Origin of the sequence: Aminobacter sp. MSH1 (assembly GCF_003071665.1) — a bacterium.
GTDB classification, from domain to species: domain Bacteria; phylum Pseudomonadota; class Alphaproteobacteria; order Rhizobiales; family Rhizobiaceae; genus Aminobacter; species Aminobacter niigataensis.
The window spans coordinates 3,738,682-3,756,273 of sequence record NZ_CP026265.1 but is presented as its reverse complement, the minus strand read 5'-3'; the positions used below and the strand labels follow the sequence as shown (position 1 = coordinate 3,756,273).

Below are 17,592 nucleotides of genomic sequence, written 5' to 3'. Positions count from 1 at the left end.
AGGTAATTCAATATGTAGTAGCGTGATCCATCGTGATCGAAGGAGGGTGAGTGGGATGGTTGTGGACGAGAATGAGCGCGGTTGCCGAAAGCTCCAGCGCGCGCTTGATCACTTCACGCGGATAGACGGGTGTGTGGTCGACGGTGCCGGTCTGCTGCACCTCGTCGGCGATCAGGACGTTCTTCTTGTCGAGGAACAGGATGCGGAAGTGCTCGCGCGCCTCGAAGGCCATCGCCGCCCGGCAATAGTCGAGCACCTGGTTCCATGATGACAGCACTTCGCGGCCGCTGATCTCGCCGCGTGCCAGGCGCTTGGCCGCGGCCGCCACCACCTTGAGGTCGAGCGCGACCGACGGCCCGATGCCTTTGACTTCCTGCAAGAGATTGGCGGGGGCGCCGAGAACTTCGGCAAGGGTACCGAAACGGGTGAGCAAGGCCTTGGCCACCGGCTTGGTATCCGAGCGCGGGATCAGCCTGAACAGAAGCAGCTCGAGCAGTTCGTAGTCTGCAAGCGCCTCGCCGCCCGTGGCTGAAAACCGCTCGCGCAGCCTGTCGCGATGGCCGAGATAGTGGGGCTTTTCCTGAGCGGCCGCGCGCTTGATCGTCGGCAGAGGCCGCTCGCCGAAGAAACCGCGCTCGTCGTGCTCGTCGCTCGCCATGCCGCCGATGTCGCCCCCGCCGGAGTGTCTCCGGCGATGCGATATTATGCGGGCAGGCCCGGCCGGTCGAGCCCCTTGGGCGACAGCGTGAAGATCTCGCAGCCGTTGGCCGTCACGCCGATGGTGTGCTCGTATTGCGCCGACAAGGAGCGGTCGCGGGTGACTGCCGTCCAGCCGTCGGACAGCACCTTCACATGCGGCCGGCCGAGATTGATCATCGGCTCGATGGTGAAGATCATGCCTTCCCGCATCTCGACGCCTTCGTTGACGTTGCCGTAGTGCAGGATGTTCGGCGCATCATGGAAAAGGGCGCCCACGCCATGGCCGCAGAAGTCGCGCACCACAGAGCAGCGCTCGGCCTCGGCATAGGTCTGGATGGCGGCGCCGATGGCACCGGTGCGCGCGCCGGGGCGTACGGCGGCAATGCCGCGCATCAGGCATTCATGCGTGACTTCGAGCAGGCGCTCGGCGGCGCGCTTGACGGTGCCCACCGGGTACATGCGGCTTGAATCACCGTGCCAGCCGTCGAGGATGTAGGTCACGTCGATATTGACGATGTCGCCATCCTTGAGCGGCTTGTTGTCGGGAATGCCGTGGCAGACGACGTGGTTGATCGAGGTGCAACTCGACTTGGTGTAGCCGCGGTAGTTGAGCGTGGCGGGCATTGCGCCATGGTCCATGCCGAATTCGAAGACGAAACGGTCGATGGCTTCGGTGGTGACGCCGGGCGCCACGCGGTCGACCAGTTCGTCCAGGCATCGGGCGGTGAGCGCGCAGGCCTTGCGCATGCCTTCGAAGGCGTCCGCGCCGTAGAGGCGGATCTGGCCTGTATTCCTGAGGGGCGCCGTGGCGGCGTCGAGATAGCTGACCATTGACCTCTGCCGGGTATGTCTGGGCTGCCCGCAGCGCGTGCGAGCCATTTCCGCAGATTTGGCACCGGATGCGTTCGGTTTCAACCCGCAAAGCCCAAACCGCAGCGATATGCGCCATTTGGGCGCCGAAAATTGCCTTGTCAGCCGGGTAGGACCGTCTATCCCGGTTGCGCGAGTTGTTGCTTGGGCCGTGGCGCGCCTGGATCGGCCGGCCGCAGGTTTTCGCCGTGGACCCAGCCCTTGCGGCCGGAGGATGAGACAAGCGTCCATTTGCCGTCGCGGGCAAAGACGCGGACGCTTTCGCCCTGCTTCAGGCTGGAGGTGACGGGCGCCGAGACATGCGGGCGCTGGCGCAGATAGACCGTCGTACTGGTGTAGAGCACGTTGAGCTGGGGTGCGGCCTCGGCCTTCGGTTTGGCCGCCACAGCTTTCGTGGCCGTTGCCTCGGGCGAGGGCCTGGGGCGTGGCATGGGCGTCGGGGCCCGCGAGATCGAGCCGGTCTTGAGGTCGGCAGGCGGCCGCAGGGTGGATTCGGATTGCGCCGGCTTCTTCAGGGCAGCGGCCTTGCCAGCAGATGGTTCGACCTTCGGGCGCTGTGCCGCAGCCAGCTTCTGCTGGCTTGGCTTGGGCGCGGCCTTGGCTTCCCGCCTTGCGACATCGGCTTTCGGCCGCACGACATTGGTTTCGGAAGCAGAGCGAACACTCACCTTGGGTCGTACTGTGGCCGTTTCCCTGCGGGGAGTGGCGTCGTTCTTGGGCCGGCTTGCCGCCCTCGCGGGGCGGTCGTCGATCCGCGCCTTGCTGGGCATGTCCTGGGTCATGGCCCAGCCGCCCGCCGCAAGCGCGCCAAGCACCAGCCATCTCAGTTTTGGAAGCGCGAATCCACCCATGCGCCGAGTCTGGACCCGAGAGCTTAAAACCGCGTTGACGCGCCTGTTGCGCGGGCGGTCAGGCCTTCTTGAGGAACTCGGTTTTCAGCACCAGTCCCTTGACCTGCTTGGTGTTGCATTCGACCTCGCCGGAATTCCCGGTCAGGCGGATGTTCTTGACCAGCGTGCCGCGCTTGATGGTCTCCGAGGTTCCCTTGACCTTCAGGTCCTTGATCAGGGTAACGGAGTCGCCATCGTTGAGCTGGGCGCCGTTGCTGTCTTTCACGATGACGTCGTCGGACATGATTCTTCCTTCCGCTGCCGGGCAATGTTGCAGTCGGAGTAGGGGCTCAGGCGAGGCTCGTAAAGTGCCTGGACAGCGATCTCGCCATTGCGGTCGCTACGCCGCCCCGACTATTTCGAGCTGTTCTTCCAGAAGCCGCAGCGTCGTCTGGTACTGGCTGACCAGATGCTCTTTCGCCAGTTCGACATTGCCGTCGATCGTCGCCTCCATGATCAGGCGATGTTCTTCGTTGGAATCGCGTCGCGGCGTCGTCGCGATGATCATGGAAATGTACCTGTACCGCTCGGCGTGATCCATCATCTCGTTGCAGTAGTTGATCAGCAGCGATGAGCCGCAGGCGGCAATCAGCGCGTTGTGGAAGGCGCGATGCTTGATTTCCCATTCGGAGTTGTCGCCGCCGTCCTCCGGCAGCCGGACCTTGGTGCGTGACAGGCGGTGATAGGTGAGGATGACATTGTCCTCCCACGCCTGCGTCCGGTTGGCGATGGACTCCTCCAGCGCCTTCGCTTCTAGCCAGCAGTGCGTCTTGACCAGTTCGCGTAGGCTTTCGAGCGACAGCTGCGGCACCGAGAAGCCGCGCTGCTCGTGGCGATCGACGAGGCGCTCGGACGACAGCCGGTTGAGCGCCTCGCGCACCGGATTGGTGCCGGCCGAATAGCGTGCCGCGACCTGGTCGATCTGCAGCTTCTGGCCGGGCTTCAACTCGCCCTTGAGGATGTCCCGGCGCAGGTGCTGGTAGACGAAGGTCGCCGTCGTCACCTTTTCGGCACGGCTGCCTTCGCCAGTCTTCGACTCGGCGAGAGCCTGATCGACCAGTGTCATGGGTTGCCCAATCTATCGCCAAGCCTCACGTGCCGATGCCTCCGCTCACGCTGGATTTGTGCCAGAAAACCAGCTTCTTCTCCAGCCACACCACCGACCAAAACAGTGTCAGTCCCAGGAGACTGAGGAAAATGATCAGCGAAAACACCCTCGGCGTGTTGAGCTGGGAGGAGGCGACGCGGATGAGTTCGCCAAAACCCTTGCCGCCGCCAAGAAACTCGCCCGTGATGGCGCCTGCCATCACGCCGACCGCCGCGATCTTCAGTCCGGTGAATATCTGCGGCAGGCCCAGCGGCAATTTCATCTTGAACAGCGTCTGGAAGCGGCTGGCACCCATGGTCTTGAACAGCATGCGCGCGTTTTCGTCGGCCACGTAGAGCCCCGCTGCCGTTCCGACCACGATCGGGAACGTTGCGATGAACGCGGCAAGCGCCACTTTCGAGGCAATGCCAAAGCCAAGCCAGGCAAGAAACAGCGGCGCGAAGGCAACCTTCGGCATCGTGTCGATGGCAACCAGGTAAGGCAGCACGGCACGTTCGCCGAACGTCGTCTCGCCGACAAGAACGCCAAGCAGGAAGCCGATCGTGATGGCAATGGCGAAACCGAAGATCACCTCCTTGATGGTGATCCACAACGCCGTCAGCATATAGCCGCCCGAGAGCAGGTTCTTGCCGACGAAGACGATGTCGGCACCGGTCTCCCACGGCCCGGGAAGGATGATCGGCGAGACGACCCCGATCGTATAGATCAGCTGCCACAGGGCGACGAAGCCGACCAGCAGTCCGGCCATGGCGATCGTGCGCGGGATTCTGTCCATGAAGGAGACATGTTCGCTCCAGATCGTTTCCGGGCGCTGATCCGTATTGTCGATAGCGGTCATTACAGGAATGCTCCCTTGTCGAGCCGAGCGCGAATGCGGCGCACATACTCGCCGAATTTCGGATCGGTCATCATGTCGAGCGTCCTTGGCCGCGGCAGGTCGATCTTGATCGCCTCGACGAAGCTTCCGGGCCGCGGCGACATGACATAGACGGTGTCGGACAGGATCACCGCTTCGGGAATGGAGTGGGTGACCAGGAACGCGGTGGCGTTGCGTTCCATGCAGATACGCTGCAACTCCATGTTCATGAAGTCGCGGGACAGTTCGTCGAGCGCACTGAATGGCTCGTCGAGCAACAGCACTGCGGGCTTGGTGATCAGCATCCGGCAGATTGCCGCGCGCTGGGCCATGCCGCCGGACAGTTCGTTCGGCCGCACGGCATCGAACCCCTTCAGTCCGACAAGGTCGAGCAAGGCCCGCGCCTCGTCGTGCATGGCTCGCGCCGCCTTCTTGCCGTCGCGGATCTCGATCGGCAGGACGATGTTCTCGAGCGTCGTGCGCCACGGGAACAATGTCGCCTGCTGGAACATCATGCCGATGTCCCGGCGCGTGCCGGTGACCGGTGTGCCCTCGAGATAGACGCTGCCTTCGGTCGGCGGCAGCACGCCCGCCATGATCTTGAGCAACGTGGACTTGCCGCAGCCGGAGGGGCCGATGACCGAGGAAAAGCTCCCCTCGGTCAAGGTCAGGTCGACCCGGTCGAGCGCGTGGATCGAGCGCCGCGCATAGCTTTTTGCGACGCCCCTGAGCTCGTATACGGGCCGGCCTGCCAGGCCGGCCCCATCGAATGCGGATCGCTGAGGTGCGTTCATTCGTTCCAGGCCTTCACGAAATCATTCGTGTAGGCCGCGTTCAGGTCGTCCAGGGGCTTGGACAGGGCGCCCGTTGCCACCTGGCTTTCATGCCACATCTTCCAGTGCTCCGGCGGCTGGTAGCCGTAGCCGGTGGAGACATCGAGTGGCGTGACGCGATCCTGGATGGCGGTCAGAAGTGCCGCCGCAAACTTCGGATCCTCGGCTTCCTGCGGATTGCCGACCGCGGCATGGGCGAGCACGGCGTCCTTGTTGGCCGGGTCCAGCCCGAACTTCGTTGCCTTGACCAGCGCCTTGCCGAAACCTTCGATGACCTTCGGATTGGTATCGAGATAGCTGCGGGTGACGGCCCAGCCATTGCCGAAGAAGGAGAGGAATTCCTCAGGCGTGATCTCGCGCAACGGGATGCCGCGCGCACCGATGATCGCCGCGTCGCTCACGGCCGCCGCGTAGGATTCGACTTCGTTGTTCAGGAATGCCGCAGCCGCCGTGCCGCCGTCGCCGACGGCGAGGAACTTGTAGTCATTGCCTTCTGCCAGGCCGACCTTGGACAGGATGGCCCGGCTGAAGCCGACTTCAGCGCCATCGGCCGTGCCGACGCCGACCGTCGTGCCCTTGAGGTCGGTTGGCGTCTTGATTGCCGATTCCTCTTTGACGACGAGGCCGAAGATCGACTTCGGGAACTGGTTGTAGATGAAGACGACGTCTTCGCCGCGGGCGCGGGCGCCGAGCAGCGGGCCGGGGCCGGGGTTGCCGATCTGGGCCTGGCCTGCCGCCATCGACTGAAGCACCGAAGCCGAGCCGTTCACCGCCTCCACGGTGACATCAAGGCCCTGTTCCTTGAAGTAGCCTTCTCCGATCGCGACGTGGAGCGGGAAATTGTTGATGGCCGAGGGATTGGGCACGACGATCGTGACCTTGGTCTCCTGGGCATACGCGCTTCCGGTTGCGCCAGCGACCGAGGCGAAAACCAAAGTTAGCGCCACCCTGGCGCTACGGTGTAGTTCCGGACCCATTTTCATAAGCTATTCCTCCCGTGGCGGCTGTCCGTCGTCAGAACATTTGGCGCAGATTGGGGCGTAGACTAGCGGAGAGCGGGCCTCGTCTGGGATTTGATGTTAGGCTGCGAGCTTGCGGTGCTGCAAGCGCCGATATTCGATGGTTTTTCGTTTGATCCTTTCGCGCTGTTTGATGATGGCCTGTGCCCTGCCGAAGTAGACATCGGCAGGCGTCACGTTGGCCAGGCTCTCGTGGTAACGCTGGTTGTTGTAGTGCTCGACGAAGGCCTCGATCTGGGCTTCGAGGTCGCCGGGCAGGAAGTAGTTCTCCAACAGGATGCGGTTCTTCAGGGTCTGGTGCCAGCGCTCGATCTTGCCTTGGGTCTGCGGGTGGCACGGCGCGCCGCGCACATGGCTCATCTTGTTGGCCTCGATGTATTCGGCCAGCTCGCCCGCGATGTAGCTGGGGCCATTGTCCGATAGCAGCCTGGGTTTGTGTAGAACGGTGGCGCTGTCGCAGCCCGAGGCGGCGAGCGCGAGGTCCAGTGTGTCGGTCACGTCCTCGGCCCGCATGTTGGTGCATAGCTTCCAGGCGATGATGTAGCGCGAGAAGTCGTCAAGCACCGTCGAGAGGTACATCCAGCCCCACCCGATGATCTTGAAGTAGGTGAAGTCGGTCTGCCACATCTCGTTCGGCCGCGTGGTCTTGGTGTGGAACTGATCGGCCGCCTTGATTACCGTATAGGCTGGGCTGGTGATCAGGTCATGGGCCTTGAGCAACCGGTAGACCGTGGCTTCCGACACGAAGTAGTGTTTCTCGTCGGTGAAGCGCACGGCCAGTTCGCGTGGGCTGAGGTCGGTCGCCTCCAACGCCATCTCGACGATCTGGTCCTGGATGTCCTCGCCAATGCGGTTCCACACCCGGTTCGGCGCCGAAGGGCGATCCTCCAGCGCTTCCGGCCCACCTTCCCGGTAGCGGTCATACCAGCGGTAGAAGGTCCGGCGGGCAATGCCGAGCTGGTCCAGCGTCCGCCTGGCCGGCAGGTGCGACTGCTCGACGATACGGATGATCTCCAGCTTCTCGGATGCGGGATACCTCATTCGTCGTCGCCCCCATCCGCGATCATGCTTTTTTTAAGCAAGCGGTTTTCCAGCGTCAGGTCCGCCACGCACTCCTTCAGCGCACGGGCTTCGCGGCGCAAGTCCTGCACGTCACCGGAGGTCGCCGCACGGGCGGTGTCCCCGGCCAGGCGGCGTTTGCCGGCTTCCATGAACTCCTTGGACCAGCTGTAGTACAGACTCTGCGCGATGCCCTCTTTGCGGCACAACTCGGCGATACTGTCGTCACCGCGAAGACCTTCAAGCACGATGCGGATCTTGTCTTCGGCCGAGAAGTGGCGGCGGGTCTGACGCCGGATGTCCTTGACCACCCGCTCTGCAGGGGGCTTGGTCGGTGATTTTGAATTGGAGGATTTGGGCTTCATCTTCGTTCCTTCGTCACTACGACGAAGCCCAAATCCTCCTTAAATCACAACCTCAAATCTGTGCCATAGCCGCTGACGGGGGACAATCCTTCGGGGTGAATTGCCGACCGGCTACCGCATTGTCGAGGTCAACATTGCCGAAGCTTTCGGTGTCAGCCGTACCCCGGTGCGGGAAGCTGTGTCCCGGCTGATTGCCCAAGGCTTTATCAAGGAGCAGGGCGGTTCAAAGTTCGTCTCCGATATTTCCGTTAGTATGAGCGAGATCATGGGTCTCCGTGGGGTTCTCGAAAGTTATGCTGCAAGGCTCGCGGCCGAAAATGGAACGGATGATGATCTGCGGATCATAACCGAATACTGCAATTCCAGCGTTCTCGTGGACCGGTCATCGTCAATCGGGGAGCGGGCGTCATTAAACGATGCGTTTCATGAGGCGGTCGCGCGTGCGTCGCATAACGAGCGACTGATCAAAATGATCTCGGATTTCTACGAATATGCGATCACTGAGGAAATGCTCGTTTATTACAGCCCTGCGGACACTTTGAACCATGCAGCGCAGCACCGCGCGGTTCTGAATGCTCTTGAAGCCCGCGATCCTGATGCCGCCGATGCCGCGATGCGCGCCCACATTAATTCGATTGGTGAGGTGATTGAAAAAGCAATCACCGAAATGAAGTCACAATAGATCGAAGGGGCCAGCTCCTCGGGCCGTTATCATGCAAATACCCGGAACGGACGCTGGAAGGAAATAGAATGCCCGCACATGTTATCATCGAAGTCGAAGTAAAAGACGCGAACCTTTACGAAGACTATCGCCACAAGCTGCCGCCGACTATGGCTGATTTCGGGGGTGCTGCCATTGCGCGGGGATTCACCGAACTTCTTGAGGGGGAAACGTTGATGGATCGCCTTTCGGTCATTGAGTTCCCTGATCGCCAATCCGCCCTTGCTTGGTATTCCAGCCCGCGGGTGCAGGCTCTGAGCGAGCAGCGCAAGGCGGCTGCAAACGTGACCGTTCGTCTGGTCGTGACTGGGTGACCACGGCTGCCGTCGACCGGAGATCAGAACATGACATTAGAGAAGCAGATCGTCGAGTGGTTTGATACTCGGCGGTTAGTGATGGTCGAGCTTCTGCGAGACCTGGTTAACACCGACAGCCATACCTATGACAAGGAAGGCGTCGATGCCGTCATTCGCCGACTACAGGAATTCCTCGACTCGGCCGGGGTGAAGACCCATGTGGTCGAACAGGAAACGGCGGGCAATTTCCTGCATGCCGACATTCGCGCGGCCGGTTCCAACATCGCCCCCATTCTTTTAATGGGGCATTGCGACACGGTGTTCCCGAAAGGCGAGGCCGCGAAGCGCCCGTTCCACATCAGTGATGAGCGTGCCTATGGGCCAGGCGTTGCTGACATGAAGGGCGGTCTGGTGGTCAACTCCTTTGCCCTTGCTGCACTGAAGGCGCACCTTCCGGAAGGTTTGCCGGTCTGCGCTCTATATACGTCGGATGAAGAGATCGCCTCGCCGGTTTCCAGGCATGAGATCGCCCGGATGGCGCGGAGTGCGAGCGTGGTCTTCAATGGCGAACCCGGCAGGCCAAGTGGCAACGTCACGGTCGGACGCAAGGGTGGCATTTTCATGCGAGTCGACGTCGAGGGGCGCGGTGCGCATTCAGGATCGCACTTTTCCCACGGTATCAGCGCAGTTGAGGCTTTGGCGCGCAAGATAATTGAGCTTCATGCGGTCACCAACCAAGAGATCGGCGTGACGGTGAATGTTGGCGTCATCGGGGGTGGGTTGACGCTGAATACCGTTGCACCGAGGGCGTTTGCGGAATTCGAACTACGCTATGTCGATGACCAACACCGCAACGAGTATATGGCGCGGATTGAAAAGATCATCGCGAAAGAGCATGTGCCGGGATCCAGCGCAAGGTTAACAATCACGGGAGAGTTCCTCCCGTTGATCCAGGCAGAAGCCTCCAAGGCGGTCTACGGCATTTACGATTCCGCTGCGGCCACGCTGGGCCTTCATTTCGGAGAAGAGTTTTCCGGCGGATGTTCCGATGCCGGAATCCCAAGCAGCCTCGGCATACCCACGCTCTGTGGAACTGGCCCGGTGGGCGGTGGCTCGCACACGATCGACGAATACATTGAACTCGATACCCTGGTCACACGCGCGCAAACACTGGCACTCGCATTACTGCGGATATCTGAGATGCTAGAGCGTGGCGAAAGTCTGGGCGCTGTCGGATAGATAGATGTTTAGTCCCAGCTTTCGATACGTCGCAAGCTCGATGCGAAATAAAGAGGGCCGTAGCGTCTGTGACATAGGCTGTGTGGATTGTGAACTGCTCGGATGATGGATCGGGATTAGAGCAATCTTCGCCTGTCGCATCCTGTGGGTCATTTTCGATCCCGGACGGAATGATCGGCTGACTACTGCGATTTGAAACCAAGCATTCCTGCTCGATCGGTCGTTGTCAGGTGTGAATGGGCGCGCCGCCACGCTGCCAGTGCTTATACTCCTAGCCGCGACCGTGCCTGCAACTCTCTGCGGCACATAAAAGGCTGCGGGAACGCGGCGATGCTTCATCAAATCAAAGCATCCGTACGCCCGGCTGAACTGCAGGCAATCAGCCTCAGTCTCGCGAAACCGCTACGAAACAGGCGTCGTGATTGACGTCCGTGCTCCAACGCCCACTGTGGATCAGGCGCATCGTCGTCGCAACCGCCCTGACTCGCGGGCCAACTGAGCATTGACCTGATCGGCGGTAAGTACAGGCTTTCAGCCATGCCGCGCAGTTTGGTCATTGCCTCGTGATTCCGAGCCCTGTGAAGGTTTGGATCGGGCACTCATGATGCAGTGCCTTTTCAGGCCTTCGTGCTGCTCGAGCGCGTTACTCCAACAAAAAATGACTTCGCAGAACCTATTTTCTCCTGCGCCTGAGATTGCAATAGCCCTTTGAGGCTTTCGCTATCGCCAGATTTTGCGATTGACACGAGCAAGTGCTACGCCAACCGCCTTGCTGCCGAAAGGTGGCGGGACAAGGGACAATGTATTTTTCGCGCTAGAAAACCCCGGCCTAGCGCCGGGGCCTGAGCTCTCTGACTGTCAATTTCAGAATTTGTAGGAGAGACCAACGCGTACCGAGTGGAATTTCGGGTCATGCTCGTAAGTGAATCCGGGGAAAGCGAGTGTCGACAAATTCGAGATGCTGCCGAAGTCCGTATATCTGTATTCCAGGCGGGTCGTAATCCTGTCGGTCAAAGCATATTCGACGCCGGCGCCAGCAGTCCAGCCAACCTTTGTTTCGTCGAATGTTTCTGAGATCGTGCCGGCGTCGACATAAGTGTATTCTAGGTTCCCGAAGGCTGCGCCGACGGCGCCATAGACTAGCAACCGTTCCATAGCAACGAAGCCAAGGCGACCGCGAATTGACGCCTGCCAGGTCATCTCAAAACCGGTACTATCGTCCCCACCGACACGGTAGCCGCCGTCAACACCCGAGAATTCGAAATCGCCTTCGACACCGTAGACGACTTGGCCGGATTGCCAGTTGTAGCCGGCATGCACGCCGCCGATGAAACCGTCAGTATCAAAATCCTGTTCGAAGCCGGTGGGCGCACCACCTAAAAATTCAATGTCGTGATCGTTGCCCCATTGCCATCCCGCCTGCAGGCCTACATAGCCGCCTGTCCATACGAAGCCTGCAGGAGCAAGTTCCGACGGCGGCGCTACAGCATCCGCTGCCAGAGTAGAACCTGCGGTAACGAACATGATAGTTGAAGCGAGAAGAATCGATTTCATGAATAGACCCTCTAGGTTGGTGCTACATTAGCGGACGGACCTTATATGTATAGTGGTCGACAACCATCCACGGTTGAGTTTTTATCTCTGTTGCACCAAAGACACAAGAAAGTTTAACTTGATGGTACTTTGCGGCTGGCTTTTTCAGATTTGATCGCCATCGCCCGGCTGCGGGGTTTTGTTTCGTCAATGGCCTGAGAATACCGGTCACCGTCGCATGCCGAAGCTTCTCCTCGCCACGCAGGTGCTTCGCCATGACCTTCAGCACAGGATGCACCGGCACCGGTCATGCTAAGCTGGCGGCCTTGAGTGGCACGGCCTACTGCCCCACTGGCTCAGGCCGGCGGGGCTTTTCTTGTTGGGCGCAAACAAAAACCCCGGCGCGAGGCCGGGGCTAGGGGAGTGTGTACCCCTCAAAGCCGGTAATTCAGCCCGACCGTTGTCGTGTGGACATCGATGTCGGCTTCGGCGTTGTCTGTAGCATTACCTAGTTGATTGCCTGTCCGAAGTTGGATCCGCTCATATTGGCTGAATAGAGAACACTATTTTTGCCCAGCCAATATGTCCCATTGACTACGTTTTCCCAGTAAAACCCAGTGTTTCCAACGCCTATCGTCGTTCCGCCCATATATCCAGAAAACGCACTAACGTCTTCATATCGCTGAAATTGCCCCAGCTGATTGTAAACTGCTCCGCGCCCCGAACTATCAAACCTGACATACCAGAGGTCGTCGGCGCCATTTCCGAATTTGTTGTAGTCAGGATCTTCGGCAACAGTGATGCGCGTGCCGTCGGCACCGAAGAACGTACAGCCGGGTGTCGCTTCGACAGTCTGGCATACGTCACCGTAGGCGGTCACGAAGGGGAAGGTGACCTTAGTGACCGTCGAGGTGCGGGCCGTCTTGGGAACGCCAGGCATCGTCAGTTGGGCATGTTGCATCTGCCGGTCGAGGCGGTCGGCCAGTGCGCCGTTGGCCTCGGATGTGCTCGGTCCGAACTCTATGGAGAGCCTTGCACCGGCATAGGCCCCTTCGGTTGCGCCATCACGATAGCCGGCATAGACGGATGCAATCAGGTCGGAGTCGAAACGATAGCCCAGCCCAATCTGTCCGCCGTCGCCGAAATTTGGCGAAGTCCAAGCGGAGCCTTCGACCGAAAACTTTCCAAAGGCCTTGCTGAAGTCGATCTTCGCAAAGATTCCATCGTCGCCGTTTTCAACGGCCAGTTCATAGCCTAGCTTTGCATCCACCCTCAGTGTCGGGTCGAGGTACGTCTCCAGGCCGGCCGAAATGCGGGTTCCGCTGGCGCCGTCGAAGCGTGTTTGGAAGATTGGCGTATCCGCCAGCAGGACTGAGGGACTGTTCCAGCCGTCGACGCCAAGGGAAATTTTTGATGAGCCGTTGAGACGCAGATCAAGGGAACTCGCGATGCTCCAGGTGTCTACGTTTTGATCGGTGGCCAATCCGAAGACATTGTCTGCATCTTCGCGAACGAATTGACCGGTGATGCTAAAACCCAATGCCTCGCTCAGATTTGCAGCGCTGCCGAGCATCAACCGTTCAAGGCCATTCCCCTTCTCTGCGGTCGCACCGAACGCGATTGGGAGATCGGCAAATGCAGCAACGATTCGTGCACTGAGCCGCTGTTGGAACTCATCGCTGGATACCTGCCCATCGATCGTTACTCGGACCGATTTCCGCTTGTCATCCGAGTGTGTGTCTTGGGCGCTGGCCGCAAAGGTTCCTGTTAGCCACGCAGCCGACGCTGCGAGAGCCAATTTCCTCAATTCCATTCTAATCCCCAAGCCCAGCAGGCACATCGGCCTGAACGCGCGATGCGCTAACCTATGCGCTTGGACAAGGTCTTCGCATCACCTAGGTGGGTTATGTGTGCCGTGATCATATTAGATCGGGCCGGCCAGAAGACATGTGTTGGCAAAATACCCGAGCCGAGCGTTGCCAAACCTCGATCCATCGACCGCAACTTTGTTAAAGGCGTGGGTGTTCGCGTGCAATCAACACTGCCAGCTGGCTTTGCCTGCTGGTTTCGGTTTTCGCATAAATGGACTTCAACTGCGTCCTTACCGTATTGATGCTGATCGACCGGAAGTCGGCATACTCGCGGGGGGAGATACCCTCCGCTATAGCCTTGGCCAGCGCCAGCTCCGCCGGCGTCATCCCGTATCTGTCGAGTGATGGAACATCCGAATTTGCGCATTCCGTTTGGCGGTGGAAAACCAACATTGCGACCGGATGGTCTTCGAATAGACAATCGAACATCAATGACTTGGCATTGTGACGAACCGGGGCGAGGATCGCTTGCAGAGGCGAGCCGGTTGCACGTCGAATTACGAAGTCCCGCTGCAATTGAGCGTAATTTGCCCTAGCCATTGCGCCCAAAGCAGCTTGCAGCGCCGCATCGGCCTCCAAGTCTAGCAAATGCATGTACCCCGCACGATCGACGCGGATTATCGTATTTTCCCGACGCAGTGCATCGCCAGCCCGGTTGGAGTAAGTGATCCGCCCCGACCGGTCGATAAAGAACATCGCATCGTCCGCAAGCTGGGCAGTGGCGCGATAGTCTTCACCATTCACCAAGGTAGGGACATGGCGCAGCAAGTCGAATGAACGCGAGATGTGAGGTCCAAGAAGGTCGAGCAACCGGCTCAATGGTGCTCGCACCCATTCGGCTTCCTTGCATCGTATGTTGCCTGATAGAAACAGAAGTCTGTCTGGAGCGTTGTGCAGGACGATGGCACTGGCCGCCACAAGCCCCTGAGTGCTGAAATAATCATTGTAGAATTCGGTCCTGAAGAATTCATCTCTGTCGTAAAGCTGTTCCGACTGAACGACCTTCCCGGTCGATGCTTTGGCCAAGCCTGGTGCCCAGACATTCTTGGCCGCATAATACGCGTCATAAGCGCTCAGGAAATCGGGATCTGTTTTGGACGACACCAATCCAAGGCCAGCGCTGGCGACAGCGTCATGCGCTTGCAAGCAGACTATCGTTCCACCCAGAAAGCCCGCCAAATTCTCGACGAACAGCGACCATTCCCGAGGGTCCAAACCTGCTTGATAGACCGAATGGACGAGATTGTTGAAGTCTTCCAACGTGATGCTAGACATATTTGCCGCGTCGCTCTCACTCTATTGAGAGTGATATGGATTCGACTTCGTTCCGTCAAATACGACGCCGCCTGCTCGATACTTGGCGCACCAACTGCAAGATGGCCCTAGTCCTGTCGTCTCGATTGCTCCGGTGGAATTGATGGGTATGCTGGCCCATGTGCGGCCGCGTCTTTGTCAAATCGACCCTCGCCGAAATGCTGCGTAGCTTTCGCTTCGCCGATCCAACAGCCGTTGGTGGCCTCGACAATGCCTTTCCGCGCTACAACGGCGCGCCCCAGCCTGACCTATCCCATCATCGTGCAGGATGACGCGGTGAAGGGCAGCGCGATGTTCGTCTCGGCCAAATGGGGGTTGATCCCATCCTGGCAGAAGGAAGCGGGCTCGAGGAGGCCACCGTCGATCAATGCTCGTTCCGGGACCAACGCTACCAGTGGCATGTTCAAGCGCGCCTACGCCTCCAGGCGGTGCCTGATAACGATCGACGGCTATTTCGAATGGCGGGACATCCATGGCACGGGCAAGGACAAGCAACCCTACGCCATCGCCATGAAGGACGGCTCGCCCCTTCGCGCTGGCCGGCATCTCGACATCTGGCGCAACCCTGCCACAGGCGAATTGGTACAGACCTTCTGCGTCATAACCTGTCCGCCGAACGAACTGATGGCGACGATGCCGGTCATCCTGGCGCCGGCAGACTATGCCCGGTGGATCGGGCCGGAAACCGATCCTGCGGATCTGATGAAGCCGTTCCCGTTCGGCCTGATGACTATGTGGAAGATCGGTCGGAAGGTGGGGTCACCGAAGAACCATAGCCCGGACATTCTTGGCCGCCTGTCGACTGGTCGATGGCTTAAACAAAAACCCCGGCCGGAGCCGGGGCTTGAAGCAGATCGACTGCGATCAGAACTTGTAGGCGATGCCGAGGCGAAGGTCGTTGGTCTTGAGATCGACGTCGTGTTCCACGGCAGCGGGCGTGCCCGGGAACCGCGCGCTTCCAAAGTCGGAATAGCGGTATTCTCCCCGAAGGATCAGGTTGTCAGTTACTGCGTACTCGACGCCGGCACCAATGGTCCATCCGGAATAGGTGTCGTTGAAGCTATCTATCTGAATGCCGGTGTCGACTAGGTTATGATCATAGTCGGCGATCGTAAGGCCGGCCGCGATGTATGGCAGGAAACGATCATATGCATACCCCAGGCGGGCGCGAACAGCCGCGCTCCAATTGACATCCGCATCAGTAGTGAACTCCGGAGAGAGCGGGAAAACTCCCGTTCCATCAATTTGTGAGAATGCGAAGTCAGCTTCAACGCCCAGGACTAGGCCACTGTTGAATTGAGTGTTGTAGCCAACGTAGCCGCCGCCAAAAAACCCATCAGGGTCAGGGTTGGCGAATGCTCCATTGGTCGCCATGTATTCGGAACGGCCCCATCCGTGACCAACCTGCGCGCCGACATAGACGCCGGACCAATTGTACGCAGCCGCACTTTGCTCGAACACCACGTTGTCTGCCGCATTCGCCGTCGTGGAGATGGCGAGCATAGCGACGGCAGTCGCGAGGATCTGTTTCATTAAAGCCCCCAATCAATAAGCTGGCAATAATATACAAATAGCCGGTTGAGCGGAAGTGGATGCTATCCAATAGGTTGCAACTGGTATCTCTCCTGTCACTTCGTTGAAAAATTTTAGTTATCGTGAATATAGCGCTGGCGCCGCGTCAAACGATGTACTTCTCGGCCTTATGCTCGTAGCAGTACCAGTTTGGCGCCTGCTTGCCGACGGCGAAGCCCCGACTACCGTCCTTCTTGCAGCCGACGTGTTCGCAGTAGTGCTCGTAGAGACCTGATGGCGCCGTCGGCGAGACTCAAGCATTGCGACGCCCGAGGAGGCCTGAACGCCATACCGGAGCCCCCCACGCCGCTCCCGGAACATGGCCAAAAGGGATTTCAGGGGCGCAACGACGCGAGCCTTTTTATCTGAGTGCAGTAATGCCAGTCTCGCCGGGGGCCCACATCGACGTGGATAATCCCCGTGCTGCAGTAGGTGCCGACACCGCCGATTCCACCCAGACTGCGAGCGTAGCTGGCAATCTGGCCCGGTTTGACGCCGGGAATCCTGATGTCGGCGGCTTTGCACTTCGCGTGCATGGAACGACTCGACCTCGGACGATAGCCTGAGGTCACGACAGGCCGTCTTCCAAATCTTCGGTGCAAGGTTGCCAACACAGCACGGAGCTGGGCTGGAAAGCAGTTGATTCTGACATTGTCGGTCTGCTTGGTGTAGGCGACTTCAAGCTTGCTCTCGAAATCGGGAGTGAGATCCTGAAGGCCTCTTGGGTGGTGAGCCTCTGGAGCCTGGCTTGCGTAGAGCGAGGCGACGGACAGACCGCAGATCATGACGCCAGTAGCAAGGGTTGTAGCTGTCGACATAGGCATTGGGGAAACTCCAGATCGAGTTGCCGTTCCAAAGTGCCGCAAGTCAGGAAGCACCCTCATTAGTTGCATCGAATTGGGCTCAATTGTGGCAGCGAGGGGCTGGAAGCCCCTGTATCTTTCCCGCGATGGTCGCCCCAGATCCATACAGCTACCCGCCTCGTGGCCTCAGTCGCGAGGGAGCAGCGCGCTACATCGGCGTTGGTGCAACGAAATTCGATCGGCTGGTCACTGATGGTCGAACGTCCAAGCCGAAGCGAATTGATGAGCGTGTGTTATGGGATGGCCTCTTGGTGGACTCGGCCTTTACCGACCTGCCAGATGCTGGCAGCGTCAACTTTTCGAAGGCCCCTTACACATGAGAGGGCCAATTCATGATCCGCTAGGGCAAAGCGAGGCAAGTGATTAGACGAACTCCCAGCTATCCACCTGATACCTGGCCGCCGTTGATGAACGCAGATCTGGCGGCCGCCTCTGTGGGTCGAGAGCGCTCGACGTAAGTTCTGGTCGTGCACGATCTCGACAG

At 59.5% G+C, this 17,592-nt stretch carries 17 protein-coding genes and 1 pseudogene; 5 read left to right on the top strand and 13 right to left on the bottom strand.

Going from position 1 to position 17,592, the window contains the following annotated elements; translation table 11 throughout:
• Positions 1-7: 7 nt before the first annotated feature.
• From radC to CO731_RS18535, 9 genes are all read right to left on the bottom strand, one after another.
• Positions 8-658: a DNA repair protein RadC gene (gene radC, locus CO731_RS18575; protein ID WP_108608287.1), complete on the bottom strand. Its 651-nt coding sequence runs from the start codon at positions 656-658 to the stop codon at positions 8-10.
• Between the two features lie 44 nt (positions 659-702).
• Entirely contained in the window at positions 703-1,530 is an 828-nt protein-coding gene (gene map / locus CO731_RS18570; RefSeq protein WP_108608286.1) for a type I methionyl aminopeptidase, read from the bottom strand.
• A gap of 158 nt (positions 1,531-1,688) precedes the next feature.
• Entirely contained in the window at positions 1,689-2,420 is a 732-nt protein-coding gene (locus tag CO731_RS18565) for an SH3 domain-containing protein (RefSeq protein WP_108608285.1), read from the bottom strand.
• A 58-nt stretch (positions 2,421-2,478) separates the two neighbouring features.
• Positions 2,479-2,703: an alkylphosphonate utilization protein gene (locus CO731_RS18560; protein ID WP_108608284.1), complete on the bottom strand. Its 225-nt coding sequence runs from the start codon at positions 2,701-2,703 to the stop codon at positions 2,479-2,481.
• Between the two features lie 96 nt (positions 2,704-2,799).
• Positions 2,800-3,525, bottom strand: coding sequence for a GntR family transcriptional regulator (locus CO731_RS18555; RefSeq protein WP_108608283.1), 726 nt, complete (start codon positions 3,523-3,525; stop codon positions 2,800-2,802).
• 25 nt (positions 3,526-3,550) lie between these two features.
• Positions 3,551-4,405: an ABC transporter permease gene (locus CO731_RS18550; protein WP_108608282.1), complete on the bottom strand. Its 855-nt coding sequence runs from the start codon at positions 4,403-4,405 to the stop codon at positions 3,551-3,553.
• Entirely contained in the window at positions 4,405-5,217 is an 813-nt protein-coding gene (locus CO731_RS18545) for an ABC transporter ATP-binding protein (RefSeq protein WP_108608281.1), read from the bottom strand. Before CO731_RS18545 ends, CO731_RS18550 begins: the two co-directional genes overlap by 1 nt.
• The gene (locus CO731_RS18540; RefSeq protein WP_199914489.1) at positions 5,214-6,239 is read right to left on the bottom strand and encodes an ABC transporter substrate-binding protein; all 1,026 of its coding nucleotides are present in this window, start codon (positions 6,237-6,239) and stop codon (positions 5,214-5,216) included. The genes CO731_RS18545 and CO731_RS18540 overlap by 4 nt, the downstream gene beginning before the upstream one ends.
• A gap of 96 nt (positions 6,240-6,335) precedes the next feature.
• Positions 6,336-7,699, bottom strand: a protein-coding gene (locus tag CO731_RS18535; RefSeq protein WP_108606636.1) for an IS3 family transposase whose coding sequence is annotated in 2 segments (ribosomal slippage) — positions 6,336-7,349 and positions 7,352-7,699 — 1,362 coding nt in all. Because the reading frame shifts where the segments join, the coding sequence is not laid out codon by codon here.
• Positions 7,700-7,784: 85 nt separating this feature from the next.
• On the opposite strand from CO731_RS18535, the gene CO731_RS18525 reads away from it, so the two are divergent.
• The 3 genes from CO731_RS18525 (at position 7,785) to CO731_RS18515 (ending at position 9,955) form a co-directional block, all read left to right on the top strand.
• Positions 7,785-8,381 carry a GntR family transcriptional regulator gene (locus CO731_RS18525; protein ID WP_256371672.1) on the top strand — a complete coding sequence of 199 codons (597 nt, stop codon included), beginning with the start codon at positions 7,785-7,787 and terminating at the stop codon, positions 8,379-8,381.
• A gap of 68 nt (positions 8,382-8,449) precedes the next feature.
• Entirely contained in the window at positions 8,450-8,734 is a 285-nt protein-coding gene (locus CO731_RS18520) for a DUF1330 domain-containing protein (RefSeq protein WP_108608279.1), read from the top strand.
• A gap of 30 nt (positions 8,735-8,764) precedes the next feature.
• Positions 8,765-9,955 carry a M20 family metallopeptidase gene (locus CO731_RS18515; RefSeq protein WP_245439395.1) on the top strand — a complete coding sequence of 397 codons (1,191 nt, stop codon included), beginning with the start codon at positions 8,765-8,767 and terminating at the stop codon, positions 9,953-9,955.
• Positions 9,956-10,819: 864 nt separating this feature from the next.
• Here CO731_RS18515 and CO731_RS18510 read toward each other — a convergent pair.
• From CO731_RS18510 to CO731_RS18500, 3 genes are all read right to left on the bottom strand, one after another.
• Entirely contained in the window at positions 10,820-11,509 is a 690-nt protein-coding gene (locus CO731_RS18510; protein ID WP_108608278.1) for an outer membrane protein, read from the bottom strand.
• 487 nt (positions 11,510-11,996) lie between these two features.
• Positions 11,997-13,301 (bottom strand): hypothetical protein, encoded by a 1,305-nt coding sequence (locus CO731_RS18505; RefSeq protein ID WP_159091659.1) that lies wholly within the window; start codon positions 13,299-13,301, stop codon positions 11,997-11,999.
• A 196-nt stretch (positions 13,302-13,497) separates the two neighbouring features.
• A complete protein-coding gene (locus CO731_RS18500; RefSeq protein ID WP_108608276.1) occupies positions 13,498-14,634 on the bottom strand; it encodes a hypothetical protein in 1,137 nt (378 codons plus the stop codon).
• Positions 14,635-14,792: 158 nt separating this feature from the next.
• Here CO731_RS18500 and CO731_RS18495 point away from each other — a divergent pair.
• Positions 14,793-15,462, top strand: a pseudogene (locus CO731_RS18495) (SOS response-associated peptidase); the annotation flags it as partial.
• A gap of 75 nt (positions 15,463-15,537) precedes the next feature.
• Here CO731_RS18495 and CO731_RS18490 read toward each other — a convergent pair.
• A complete protein-coding gene (locus tag CO731_RS18490) occupies positions 15,538-16,206 on the bottom strand; it encodes an outer membrane protein (protein WP_108608275.1) in 669 nt (222 codons plus the stop codon).
• A 988-nt stretch (positions 16,207-17,194) separates the two neighbouring features.
• On the opposite strand from CO731_RS18490, the gene CO731_RS29350 reads away from it, so the two are divergent.
• Complete coding sequence (locus tag CO731_RS29350; protein ID WP_108608273.1) at positions 17,195-17,428, top strand: hypothetical protein; 234 nt, start codon at positions 17,195-17,197, stop codon at positions 17,426-17,428.
• Positions 17,429-17,592 lie beyond the last annotated feature (164 nt).